Raw genomic sequence first — 12,662 nt, forward strand, 5'->3', positions numbered from 1 at the left:
TTAATGAAAATGACCAACACGAAGGCCAAATGTATAAGTTCGCGGGCGTGTTGGACCATAGATATAGTCTGAATCGCGGAGCGCTCCCTTGTCAAAATCTTTTTGGAAAGCATTGAACATGTTTTGTACACCACCAAAAATCTCAATGCTGAAATCTTTATGTATTGGAAAGGTATACCCTAAGCGGAGGTTCAGCTCCACAAAGTCCCGGGCATTTTTAAGGGTCATTACATCATTTTGGATGTGTGGAACAATCATCTTTCCCGTGTATACCCCTGTCAGATCGATTGCAAATTGCTTGGTCGCTTTCAGGTTGCTATTCATATAACCATAGATATTTGGCGTACGGACATATTTCTTGGTGAGGATATCCTGTCCATCTTCTTTTCCCTCATAGATGAGCTGGTCTTTCTTATAGCGTGAGCGCTGGATCGTCCCCCCGGTTTGAAAAGAAAACCAGGAGGATGGCGCGATATTGATTTCAATATTGGAACCGTATACCCTGGCTCCTTCACCATTTTGCATTTCCTGGATAATCAATCCATCTTTTTCGGACGCCATGACGTTGACAAACTGATTGTTTAGGTCCGTGTAAAATCCCTCCACGAGCAAACTTGTTTGTACATTTCCAAAATTTTTATTGTAGCTAAAAGAACCTGTATAGGCATTGGAGTATTCTGTTTTCAGATTTTCACCGATCAATACAAATACTTGGTTTCCGCCAATGGAAGTGACGTGCATGTCCTCATTAAATGCCTGGGGGGCACGGAAGCCCCGTGCATAACCGCCTCTAAATTGAAGGTCTTTTGTGATATCGTATAAGATGGTCAACCGTGGGCTAAAGGTGCCGAAGCGCTGATCTGAGTTTCGGTTTATACCTGCGAGACTATATTTACCGTCAACATAGGTGTAATCGTATCGCGCTCCGATTAACGTTTTAAAATTGCTTAAAGGCTTCCATTCGTATTGGGCATAACTGCCTAGTCCTTTATTCTGCTGATCAATGATTCGTTTATACCCCGGTATTTCATCCTGGGTATTGTTGTATGAAAACTCCACTCCGGCAGTAAATACATCTCTTTCAAAGTTGTAGGTATATTGTCCTCCGGCGACTAGCGCAATATCATTTGTTTTGCCATAAGCATTTGCGGCTAATGTGCTGTCTGCAAGGGTTGTTCCGCCCCCAAGACCGCCATAGTAGCTGTCGCGAACAGTTTTCTGCACAGAACCATACAACGACATTTTTTGCTTATAATCTGTGGAATAGTGATCATATGTGATTCCGCCAACAAGCGAACTGGTTTCCAATTGTTCGGTGATTTGCGTCAGATGCGGCACTTTATCGAGTTGATCGCCGCCGCGGCGAAACTCATTCACGGTGCTAAAATCAACCGTTATCTTATCCAGGTCACTCGGTTTGTAAAATAGTTTTGTGCCGAAGGTGGTGTTACGAAGTTTGGTTATTTCCGAAAATCCATCGCCATTTGCATCGTAAGCTTCACGATTACGGTGCATACCGTAGAATGTAGCTCCTCTTTTGAGGTCTTCCGAAACGGTGGAGGTATTAAAATCTACAGTATTATCCCAGCTTTTGCCGCCAATGAGTGAATTGGTGGATTTTACTTGCCAGTCGTTTTCTACGGGATCTTTTGTAATAATATTGATTGTTCCAGCGATCGCATTGGCACCAAATAATGCCGAACCTCCGCTTCGAACAACCTCAATACGATCGATCATACTGGTTGGAATCTGATCCAATCCATATACGCTATTTAGCGCGGAAAATACCGCCCTACTGTTGATCAATATCTGTGAATAGGGGCCTTCGAGGCCATTCAGGCGGACTTGTGAAAAGCCGCAATTCTGGCAATTGTTTTCTACCCGTACACCCGGCTGATAATTCAATGTTTCCGACATGGCAACAGATTGTGTCGCATTAAATAATTTAGGCCCGATGACATTGACAACCACGGGGGCGTCCTTACGTTTGACGCCATAGCGTGTAGCCGAAACAACAACCTCATCCAAATTGAGGTTGTCTTCTTCCAGTTGAATTTGCAAAGGCGACTTCAACGTGTCTAAAGAGACGACTTTGCTGATGGAGCGATAGCCCACTGCCGATATATTTAAGGTTACTTTTTGCGTTGGTATGGCGGATAGCTTAAAGTACCCATTTGGATCGGATGTAGTGGCGAGCTTGCTGTTTTTTAAAGTCAGTGTACCAGAAGGAACCGCCTCATGGTTTTTGTTGAATAAGTAGCCTTCAAGTTTTGACTGGGCGTATATAGTGGATGTACCAGCCAGTAATGTGGCCAATAAAGTGTATTGCTTTAGCATCGTAATTTTATGAAAATTTTAAAAATACAGGCCTCGTATAGCATGGTCTGTTCCTCGTTATGAACGGCGTTCAAGGCATTACGTCTTATCGAAAGCAGGATAATAGCTTGTTTCCGACAAGGTAATGTATGCCAATGAGCTCACTGAAACCATAGTAACAGTATTCAGCGAAAGTTCGCTATTGTAACAGGGACAACTCTCAAAGTAGAGGCAAATAAAAATGGGATCAAAGATGATATCTCGATAGCGGTATTTCATGCTGTCGTTCTGGAGCCAAGCGATTTAGCACATACGTAATCTCTTACTTGTTTGCACCAAGTTCGTTTGATCGTTATGGAACCAGGGACAGGCCCTCGAAATCTTTGATTTTTGGTTTATGCTAAGCTGGGGGGACCACGTAAGTGGTAATGATCGATCGTTGTGGTGATCGCCTCCGGACAAAATGAATTATAATGCTCTTCTTTTACTTCACGCGGAATAGGAAGTTCAAGGACGGTAAATTCGGTTTGTACGTAGGTATTGTGATAGATGACATTGAGGTATTCGATCTGGTCATCTGTTTCTTGCGGCTTTTGTTTTTTTGTAAAATCATAAGGGTGGGTGTGCATGACAATTTCACCGGTTGATTTTACCTCCTTGTGCATAAAAACAACACCCGAAATAATAATCAGCGACATTAATACCAATTGGCATAATGCGATAAGCTGACGTGGGGATTTCGTTGTTTTTCGGTACATAAAAAAGCGCTACTTATTAGGGTAACGCTTCAAAAATACGATTTTATTTTGTGAGTATTCGTGATCTACTCATTAAAAAAATATGAAATAGCTATATACTAAGCTTCCAGTGTTTCCTGATTATTTAATTAGATGATTGTTGTCGTCTGGAAATACAACGGAAGGTTTAAACTGCTTAGCTTCTTCAAAATCCATGTTCGCGTAGGAAATAATGATGACGATATCGCCAACTTGAACCAGGCGAGCCGCAGCACCATTCAAACAGATAATACCTGATCCACGTTGACCTGGGATGACATATGTTTCAAGACGGGCTCCATTATTGTTGTTTACGATTTGAACTTTCTCGTTAGCGATGATATTTGCGGCATCCATCAAATCTTCATCTATTGTGATACTACCCACATAATTCAATTCCGCTTGTGTGACTTTAACGCGGTGAATCTTGGATTTCATTACTTCTATTACCATGGCGCAAAGGTAGGGCTTTCTGCTGAATTTGAAAGATTTGTCAATTAATTTGACAAATTATTCAGAATCATATTATCAATCAAACGGACACCTTCAACCCAGGCCGTGACAAGTGCGACATGCTGCTTGCTGAAATCGATGTGGTTGACTTCTTTTAACGTTGAACTTTCACATAGCGCAAAGTATTCAACGCTAAGCCCGTCGGTGTCTGTTAAAATCTGTAGGGCTTTGTCTTTTATTTCCGCTAGCGGGATAGGGTCATGTATATGATCTTTTACATATTGCAGGGAGCGGGAGAGTGCCAAAGCCGTTCTTTTCCCAGCTTCACTTAAGCGCGCGTTTCTAGAGCTCAGTGCTAGGCCGTCTTGATCTCTAATGATAGGACATATCGCCAATTGAATCGCGAGATCCTTCATGGCTATCATGCGTTTGATAACCATGACCTGTTGAAAATCTTTTTGTCCGAAACACGCAATATCCGGTTGTACTAATGTAAATAATTTATAGACGACCTGGGTGACACCTTGGAAATGGCCAGGGCGTTTTTCGCCTTCCCAAATTTGGTCCAGTTTGCCAAGATCGAGATGCCAGGCCTCATTTTTATCGGGGTACATCTCATCAACGCTTGGTAAGAAAAGGATATCGCAATCGACGGATTCCAATAATCTGATGTCGTTTTCGATGGGCCGTGGATATTTTTCGAGATCTTTCGGATCGTTAAATTGTGTGGGGTTAACAAAAATGCTGCAAACACGAATATCGCTGATTGGTTTTGCATAATTTAATAAGGATAAATGTCCTTCATGTAAAGCGCCCATCGTAGGGATTAGGGCGATTTTTTGACCTGTTGATCGGGCTTCTTGCAGGTATGCTTGGAGAGATGCTTTCGTTTTGAAAATTTCCACTTTGCTATTTAGTTTTTTGTTGGCAAAGGTGCATAATATTTTGGGAATATAAAACGATGATTAATAGTGAATTGCATAGTAAGTATTTTTTTCGTACCTTTGTAGACCGATTTTACTGTTCGAAAATAATAAATAAAAATAACTGGAGATGGCAAAAACGAAGATATTGTTTATTACTCACGAGATGTCGCCTTTCCTCGAATTAACTAAAATTTCTGAAATTACACGTCAACTTCCACAAGCGATGCAAGAAAAGGGTTTTGAGATCCGGATCTTAATGCCGCGTTTTGGGAATATCAATGAGCGTAGAAATAGATTACATGAGGTTATTCGTCTTTCAGGCTTGAACATTGTTGTGGATAATAATGATAATCCGCTAATTATTAAAGTTGCTTCATTACCTGCGGCCCGTATGCAGGTGTATTTCTTGGATAATGAAGACTACTTTCAGCGTAAAAAAGTTTTTAGTGATGAGCATGGCGAATTCTTTGCAGACAATAATGAGCGTTCGGTGTTCTTCTGTAAAGGAGCGTTGGAAACTGTGAAGAAATTAGGATGGTCCCCTGATGTAGTACACTGTCATGGATGGTTCTCTGCTTTGGTACCGGCTTACGTGAAGACAACTTATAAAGACGATCCTACATTCAAGGATGCAAAAGTGATGTACTCTTTGTTCAATGAAGAATTTAAAGGTACATTAGGTACGAAGTATGCTGAAATGGCGCCAGAAGGTTCCTTTAAAGCTGCGGATGCGCAGGTTTACGGTGATGGTAGTTATGAGGCTATCTACAAAGGTGCTTTGCATTTTACCGATATGGTGGTTGTCGCTGACGAAAATGTCAACACTGAAATCGTTGATTTTGCTCGCTCAAAAGATATTCAGGTTTTTGAGCCTAATGGCGATCAGGACTACGATGCTTTTGGAGAAGTGTATGATCAGTTTGCGCCCGAAGAAGTAGAAGCGTAAGCTTTACTTTTCGAAGCGTTTCGAAAAACAAACAGACAATAATATAAAAAAAGGCTATTCTCAAGGATAGCCTTTTTTTATGCGTCTCTTTTTTCATCCGGTCAAACCGTTATTTCAATGATTTTCGTTGCGCTACCTGCTAGAAACCTTTTGTCGCGGTAAATGTAGCTGCGAATTGTTATCTTCGCAGTAATCTGTCATTGTGTTTAGATGTTCATGCCCGGGGATCTCCGCGAAGATGAATCGGGTTTGATCTAGACCTAATAGGCTAGGTTATCAAATAGCATACATAGGCTGTATTTTATTGTATTTAAATCGGGTGTTTGGGCATGTTTTCTAGGATATGAACAGACACCATAGCTATAATCGTGTAATGAAAATTAAGGTAGGATTTGGATTTGATGTCCATCAGATGAAAGAAGGTCATCCATTTATTGTTGGTGGAGTGCAATTGGAGCATCATGCTGGAGCCTTTGGGCATTCTGATGCCGATGTGTTGGTCCATGCGATATGTGATGCCATTTTGGGCGCTGCCAATTTAGAAGATATTGGCTACCACTTTCCAAATACAGATATGCGCTGGAAAGGCATTAGTAGCTTATTGTTGTTAAAAGAATGTATGGCGCTGATTGCTGCGAAGGGATATACGCTTGGCAATATTGATGCGATGCTGTGTCTCGAAGCTCCTAAGATCAAACCCTATATTCCACAAATGAAAGTTAAACTGGCTGAAGCAACGGGTTTGGATATCGACGACATCTCTATTAAAGCAACAACAAATGAAACGATGGGATTTATCGGTCGTCAGGAAGGGGTGGTTGCCTATGCGGTTTGTTTGATTGAACGCGCGTAGTTCGCCTCAATATTTTCACGTTTAAATTCTTGCTTTTGGCCCAATTAGTAATACCTTTGCCAAAGTAGGGATTCTTGGCACACTATCTGATAGAGTGAGCATTAATGTCTTAATTTAAGTCTTTAAAGATCGAAAAATGCCGTATCCAAGTTTGCAAAACACGACTGCAGATGGAAAAATGGACTATGCATTGCGGTCTTTAAAATGAATAATATTTACGTCTGAAATTTAGTAAATAGATGAAACGAGTATCAAAAAAAAATCAACTTACTGAGGCTGATGTCAAGCGGTATACGTTCAATTTTTGGAAAATTATCGTCGGGATCGTCGCGATAGGTTTCCTTTTTATATTGAGTATACGTCTTGGCGTATTTGGAAAATTACCCTCCTTCAGTGATTTGGAAAACCCCAAAAGTAATTTAGCTTCCGAAGTTATCACGGAAGATCATAAGGTATTGGGAACCTATTATGTCCAAAACCGCTCCAATGTAAAGTATAGTGAATTGTCACCTTATTTGGTCAAAGCATTGGTTTCGACAGAGGATAAACGCTTTTATGATCACTCTGGGATAGACTACTCACGTACATTTACAGTTATCTTTCACACCTTGACCGGTAACAAACAGGGGGGAAGTACAATTACACAGCAGCTGGCACTTAATCTATTTTCGGATGGACGGCAAAAGAATTTTCTAAAGCGTGTCATCCAGAAATTTCAGGAATGGATTACAGCTGTTCGCTTGGAAAGAAATTATACCAAAGATGAGATTATTACCATGTATTTTAACACGGTAGACTTTGGTGCTTACAATACATACGGAATCAAATCTGCAGCGCGGACTTATTTTAATACGACTCCGGATAAATTGACAGCTGATCAAGCAGCCCTTTTGGTGGGGATGCTGAAAGGACCTGGCGTATATTCTCCTGTACGTTATCCTCAAAATGCAATGAAACGCCGTAATACGGTGTTGAATAATATGGTTGCCGCAAATTTTATTTCGGCTGAGGAGGCTACAAAAGCAAAAGAAAAACCACTTGGTTTAGAACTTAAGATTGCAAATTACGGTGAGGGTTTGGCGCCCTATTTTAGAGCGGTATTAAAGGATGAAATCAAAAAGGAATTTGCAAAATTGTCCATCACCAAACCGGATGGCACACCTTATGACCTCGATCGTGATGGATTGAAAATCTATACGACGATCAATATGTCTATGCAGCAATATGCCGAGGATTCGCAAAAAGAGTGGATGAAGCAACTGCAGTCTAAATTTGCCGCGCAATGGAAAAATAGGGATCCTTTTAAAGGGGATAAAGCCAAGCTGCTCGTTAGCGGAATGAAGCGCTCTGACCGTTACCGTATTTTGAAAGAAGAGGGCTTGAATGAAGACGAGATCAAAAAGGCCTTCAATGTCAAGGTTCCGATGAATATATTTACATGGAAGGGAAGTGTTGATACGATGATGACGCCAATGGATTCCATTAAGTACAATAAACTCATGTTGCGCAATGCGATGATGTCTATGGAGCCGAAGACCGGACACATCAAAGCTTGGGTTGGTGGTATTGATTTTGACCACTTCAAATATGATCAGGTAAAAATGGGTACGCGTCAGGTCGGATCAACGGCTAAACCATTTACGTACGCGGTGGCGATTGACAACGGTTATTCACCATGTTACAGTATTCCCAATTACCAACAAACCTATAATGGGTGGACGCCAAGAGGAAATGCACAAGGTGGGAACCCGATTACTTTAGCGAAGGCATTGGCTTATTCGCAAAACTATGCGACGGCCTATTTGGTACACGAAGTTGGTGCTGCAGAAGTGGCCGCATTGACTAAACGGATGGGTATAACAAGTGATGTGCCTAATTATCCTTCGATCTCATTAGGTGCTTATGAAGCGTCGGTCTTTGATATGGTGGGTGCTTATTCGGCATTTGTGAATCAAGGAACCTGGATTGAGCCAACTGCGATCTTACGTATTGAAGATAAAAATGGTACACCGATCTATGATAAAGCACCAAAGGTCGTAAAAGCCCTAAATAGTGAATCCGCTTATATTATTGTTGATATGTTGAAAAAGGTGGTATCCCAGGGTACGGCGAGACGTATTCAATGGATGTATAAGCTCACAAATCCAATTGGCGGTAAAACAGGTACAACCAACGATAACTCAGATGCCTGGTTTATTGGTATTACACCGGAACTGGTTACGGGGGTTTGGACTGGTGCAGAAGATCGAGGCATTAGTTTCGATAGGATGGAGTACGGACAAGGGGCCGCAGCAGCGATGCCAGTATTCGCCTACTACATGCAGAAAGTGTATAAAGATTCAAATTTGAAGTATACCAAAGGTGATTTTGAGCAACCGCAGGGAGGGCTTACCCGTGTCATTGACTGTAATCAGTATTGGGGCGGTGGTGGCTCCGATGTCGAAGATGGGTCTACGGATTCAAGTGGCAAAGATGCGACTAAACTAAAAGATGATCGCTTAGGTTTCTAAGTTATTTTAAGGAATACCATTGGGCCAGACAATAAATTTTTTCGAGATTTGTTGTCTGGCTTTTTTGCTGAAGGTGTTTGATATTGGAACATAATGGACGTATTTGACTATAGAGAAGAATTAAAGAAGATACCGCATCGACCGGGAGTCTATCAGTATTTTGATAAAAATAACGAACTGATCTATATCGGTAAAGCGAAGGATTTGCGTAACCGGGTCGGTTCTTATTTCGTTAATGAAAATCAGCTGAATGGCAAAACCCGTGTTTTGGTTCGGAAGATCAACCGTATAGCTTTTACTATAGTTGACACGGAGATTGATGCTTGGTTGCTTGAGAATTCATTGATCAAAAAACACAAGCCCAAGTATAATGTTCTGTTGAAGGATGATAAAACCTATCCATGGATTGTCATCAAGAACGAACCTTTTCCGCGGGTTTTTTGGACCCGACAATATATCAAGGATGGATCCCGTTATTATGGCCCCTATCCTTCGGTGGGGATGATGCATATTGTATTGGATCTGATCCGTGAATTGTTTCCCCTCCGTACCTGCAATTTGGCCCTAACACAGGAAAATATACGGAAAGGCAAGTTTAAGATCTGTCTCGAATATCAAATCGGAAATTGCAAGGGGCCCTGTGAAGGGTATCAGTCCGAAGACGACTACGATCAGAACCTGAGTGATATCAAGGATATTCTGAACGGAAAGATTGCTGTGGTGACCAATCGTTTAAAGGAGAGTATTGCTGCCGCAGCAGCAGCTCTGGATTTTGAAAGAGCGCAGTTAATTAAGGCGAAGCTGGATAAGCTGGACAATTACCAAAGCAAGTCTACGGTGGTCAACTCATCCATTACAAATGTGGATGTATTTAGTATTGCTTCAGACGAGGGCTACGCTTTTGTCAATTACCTGAAAGTCATGAACGGTGTTATTATTCAGACACAGACGCTCGAAATGAAACGGCGTTTGGATGAGAGTGAACAGGAGCTTTTGGCCTTGGCCATACCGGAGATTCGGGAGCGCTTCAAAAGCCTTTCGCGGGAAATTATCGTACCCTTTGAATTAGATATTGAAGAGAACGAACGGATTCGATTTACGATTCCGAAGCTGGGCGAAAAGAAAAAATTGCTGGAGCTTTCCCAAAAGAACGTGGCATTTTTTAGAAAAGAGCGTCTGTTGCAATATGAAAAGCTTAATCCTGACATTCGGACTGAGCGCATCTTAAAGCAGATGCAAAAAGATCTGCGCATGAATGTGCTCCCGCAACATATTGAATGTTTCGATAACTCGAATATTCAGGGGAATTATCCCGTATCGGCTATTGTTGTCTTTAAGGATGCAAAACCTTCGAAGAAAGATTACCGCCATTTTAATGTGAAAACCGTGGAGGGGCCCAATGATTTTGCCACGATGGAGGAGGCTGTTTTTAGACGCTATAGGCGATTATTGGATGAAGATCAGCCTTTGCCGCAATTGATCATTATCGATGGGGGAAAAGGGCAGCTGGGCGCAGCCTTAAAGAGTCTGCGCTTGTTGGGGATAGAACGGAAAGTCACGGTCATCGGCATTGCCAAAAGACTGGAGGAGCTATTCTATCCGGGTGATCAATATCCACTTTATCTGGATAAGAAGTCTGAAACCCTCAAGGTCATTCAACATCTCCGGGATGAAGCACACCGTTTCGGAATCACCTTCCACAGAAATCAACGGAGCCGCAAAACCTTCGTTTCAGAGCTGGAAAATGTTCCGGGTATTGGAAAAACAACGGTTGAGAAAGTGTTAACTGAGTTTAAATCGGTAAAAAAAGTGAAGGAAGCCTCCGATGAAGAACTAAAAAAAGTGCTTAATCTGAAACAGATTAAAGCACTTCGTGAATATTTTGCAACGTAAAAATTTAAAAGAAGAATAGTTCGTGCAGTAGAGGTCGGTAAAAAAGGTCTCCGTACGAACTTTTCAAAGCGAATTAATCATCGTAACCAAAACGTTTAAGGTAGTTCTTTTTACTTCTCCAGTCAGGAATCACCTTAACAAAAAGTTCGAGGAATACTTTTCCATCGATAAACTCTTCAATATCCTGGCGGGCATAGGTACCGACTTTTTTGATCATGGCACCTGCTTTTCCGATGATAATATTTTTTTGAGAGTCGCGCTCTACAATAATTTCGGCAGCAATACGTGTGATATTTGCTTCTTCTTTGTATGATGTGACGATTACCTCTGTACTGTAGGGGATTTCCTTATCGTATAGTTTGAATACTTTTTCACGGATCATCTCAGAGACGAAGAAACGCATGGATTTATCCGTTAGCTCATCTTTCTCATAATAGGCTTCGTGAATCGGTAACTTGTCCTTGATGTAGTGCATCACGGCGGCGACATTATGATTTAATTTTGCTGAAATCGCAAAAACGGTATCTGGATTTAATTTTTCCTGCCAAAATTCAATCTTAGCCTTGACCTCTTCTTCCGAAGATTTATCAATTTTGTTGATAAGCACGGCAACAGGGGAATTTGTTTTACGCAATTTCTCCAGGACATCGTTCTCATCGTATTTTTCGTGGATATCTGTCACAAATAAAATAATGTCTGCATCGATCAACGATCCTTGGACAAAATTCATCATTGATTCTTGCAAAGAATAGTTTGGTTTGATGACACCAGGGGTGTCCGAAAACACAATTTGATGGTCTTCATCGTTTACAATACCGATAATGCGGTGTCTTGTCGTTTGCGCTTTGGGTGTAATGATAGACATTTTTTCACCCACTAAAGCGTTCATTAGGGTGGACTTACCAGCATTTGGCTTTCCGATGATACTTACGAATCCTGCTTTGTGTGACATTTTTCTAAATTTTATTAGGATTACAAAGAAACAAAATATATCTTTGTACTCCAATTCGGAAGGATCATAATCTTGTTTTTTCAAAAGAAAAAAGCAATTTTGTTCAAAAATATATTGCGGGGTGGAGCAGTTGGTAGCTCGTCGGGCTCATAACCCGAAGGTCACTAGTTCGAGTCTGGTCCCCGCTACTAAAGAAAGAGCCGATTGCAATGATCGGTTCTTTTCAAGACATTTAAAATACATTGCGGGGTGGAGCAGTTGGTAGCTCGTCGGGCTCATAACCCGAAGGTCACTAGTTCGAGTCTGGTCCCCGCTACTAAAAGAAAGAGCCGATTGCAATGATCGGTTCTTTTTAAGAAATTTAAAATACATTGCGGGGTGGAGCAGTTGGTAGCTCGTCGGGCTCATAACCCGAAGGTCACTAGTTCGAGTCTGGTCCCCGCTACTAAAGAAAGAGCCGATTGCAATGATCGGTTCTTTTCAAGACATTTAAAATACATTGCGGGGTGGAGCAGTTGGTAGCTCGTCGGGCTCATAACCCGAAGGTCACTAGTTCGAGTCTGGTCCCCGCTACTAAAGAAAGAGCCGATTGCAATGATCGGTTCTTTTCAAGACATTTAAAATACATTGCGGGGTGGAGCAGTTGGTAGCTCGTCGGGCTCATAACCCGAAGGTCACTAGTTCGAGTCTGGTCCCCGCTACTAAAAGAAAAAAGCCGAGGTGAATATCTTGGCTTTTTTTTGTATCCTAAATCACGCTATAATACCACCTGTCTTTCAGGATTATCTTTTTCCTGCTCGTCTAAATTTCTCATTGTCGACTGTCCTGAGGTTGTTAAAAAACTGTCTTTTGCTGTTAGTTAATCGCTCTAATTTTTTGATAGTGGATTGTACTGTAAAATGTGTGTTTATGCAATCGTTTGTTTAATTGGCGCAATCGATTTCGTTGCTGCTAAATTTTGATATACTGTCATCATCTTTTAGTTTTAGCATTCATGTACCTAAATTTTGATTAGCACGCTAATCAATTTTTAAACT

Annotated in this window: 9 protein-coding genes and 5 tRNA genes; 9 read left to right on the forward strand and 5 right to left on the reverse strand. The window is 41.4% G+C overall.

Annotation, left to right across the window (positions count from 1 at the left end):
- The 4 genes from AACH28_RS18580 to panC form a co-directional block, all read right to left on the reverse strand.
- Window positions 1–2,337, reverse strand: a complete 2,337-nt coding sequence (locus tag AACH28_RS18580; RefSeq protein WP_341831208.1) for a TonB-dependent receptor — start codon at window positions 2,335–2,337, stop codon at window positions 1–3.
- Window positions 2,338–2,711: 374 nt separating this feature from the next.
- Complete coding sequence (locus AACH28_RS18585) at window positions 2,712–3,074, reverse strand: hypothetical protein (RefSeq protein WP_070570114.1); 363 nt, start codon at window positions 3,072–3,074, stop codon at window positions 2,712–2,714.
- 120 nt (window positions 3,075–3,194) lie between these two features.
- Entirely contained in the window at window positions 3,195–3,545 is a 351-nt protein-coding gene (gene panD, locus AACH28_RS18590; RefSeq protein ID WP_070570112.1) for an aspartate 1-decarboxylase, read from the reverse strand.
- A 44-nt stretch (window positions 3,546–3,589) separates the two neighbouring features.
- The gene (gene panC, locus AACH28_RS18595; protein WP_341831209.1) at window positions 3,590–4,450 is read right to left on the reverse strand and encodes a pantoate--beta-alanine ligase; all 861 of its coding nucleotides are present in this window, start codon (window positions 4,448–4,450) and stop codon (window positions 3,590–3,592) included.
- 148 nt (window positions 4,451–4,598) lie between these two features.
- Between panC and AACH28_RS18600 the strand changes: the two genes are divergently transcribed.
- From AACH28_RS18600 to uvrC, 4 genes are all read left to right on the forward strand, one after another.
- Window positions 4,599–5,417, forward strand: a complete 819-nt coding sequence (locus AACH28_RS18600) for a glycogen/starch synthase (RefSeq protein ID WP_070570107.1) — start codon at window positions 4,599–4,601, stop codon at window positions 5,415–5,417.
- Between the two features lie 373 nt (window positions 5,418–5,790).
- Window positions 5,791–6,270, forward strand: a complete 480-nt coding sequence (gene ispF, locus AACH28_RS18605; RefSeq protein ID WP_070570337.1) for a 2-C-methyl-D-erythritol 2,4-cyclodiphosphate synthase — start codon at window positions 5,791–5,793, stop codon at window positions 6,268–6,270.
- A 239-nt stretch (window positions 6,271–6,509) separates the two neighbouring features.
- Window positions 6,510–8,780, forward strand: a complete 2,271-nt coding sequence (locus tag AACH28_RS18610; RefSeq protein WP_088163052.1) for a transglycosylase domain-containing protein — start codon at window positions 6,510–6,512, stop codon at window positions 8,778–8,780.
- Between the two features lie 93 nt (window positions 8,781–8,873).
- Complete coding sequence (gene uvrC / locus AACH28_RS18615; protein ID WP_341831210.1) at window positions 8,874–10,673, forward strand: excinuclease ABC subunit UvrC; 1,800 nt, start codon at window positions 8,874–8,876, stop codon at window positions 10,671–10,673.
- Window positions 10,674–10,746: 73 nt separating this feature from the next.
- Here the strand turns inward: uvrC and era are convergent, their stop codons facing one another.
- Window positions 10,747–11,625, reverse strand: coding sequence for a GTPase Era (gene era, locus AACH28_RS18620; protein ID WP_070570335.1), 879 nt, complete (start codon window positions 11,623–11,625; stop codon window positions 10,747–10,749).
- 115 nt (window positions 11,626–11,740) lie between these two features.
- Here era and AACH28_RS18625 point away from each other — a divergent pair.
- From AACH28_RS18625 to AACH28_RS18645, 5 genes are all read left to right on the forward strand, one after another.
- Window positions 11,741–11,813, forward strand: a tRNA-Met gene (locus AACH28_RS18625).
- A 55-nt stretch (window positions 11,814–11,868) separates the two neighbouring features.
- Window positions 11,869–11,941, forward strand: a tRNA-Met gene (locus tag AACH28_RS18630).
- 56 nt (window positions 11,942–11,997) lie between these two features.
- Window positions 11,998–12,070, forward strand: a tRNA-Met gene (locus AACH28_RS18635).
- 55 nt (window positions 12,071–12,125) lie between these two features.
- A tRNA-Met gene (locus AACH28_RS18640) sits at window positions 12,126–12,198 on the forward strand.
- Between the two features lie 55 nt (window positions 12,199–12,253).
- Window positions 12,254–12,326 (forward strand) — tRNA-Met (locus AACH28_RS18645).
- Window positions 12,327–12,662 lie beyond the last annotated feature (336 nt).

The organism is Sphingobacterium thalpophilum (genome assembly GCF_038396785.1).
GTDB lineage: Bacteria > Bacteroidota > Bacteroidia > Sphingobacteriales > Sphingobacteriaceae > Sphingobacterium > Sphingobacterium thalpophilum_A.

Coding starts and splice junctions, on each gene's coding strand:
- AACH28_RS18580 (WP_341831208.1), bottom strand. CDS start 2,337: ATGCTAAAGCAATACACTTTATTGGCCACATTACTGGCTGGTACATCC.
- AACH28_RS18585 (WP_070570114.1), bottom strand. CDS start 3,074: ATGTACCGAAAAACAACGAAATCCCCACGTCAGCTTATCGCATTATGC.
- panD (WP_070570112.1), bottom strand. CDS start 3,545: ATGGTAATAGAAGTAATGAAATCCAAGATTCACCGCGTTAAAGTCACA.
- AACH28_RS18600 (WP_070570107.1), top strand. CDS start 4,599: ATGGCAAAAACGAAGATATTGTTTATTACTCACGAGATGTCGCCTTTC.
- ispF (WP_070570337.1), top strand. CDS start 5,791: ATGAAAATTAAGGTAGGATTTGGATTTGATGTCCATCAGATGAAAGAA.
- AACH28_RS18610 (WP_088163052.1), top strand. CDS start 6,510: ATGAAACGAGTATCAAAAAAAAATCAACTTACTGAGGCTGATGTCAAG.
- uvrC (WP_341831210.1), top strand. CDS start 8,874: ATGGACGTATTTGACTATAGAGAAGAATTAAAGAAGATACCGCATCGA.
- era (WP_070570335.1), bottom strand. CDS start 11,625: ATGTCACACAAAGCAGGATTCGTAAGTATCATCGGAAAGCCAAATGCT.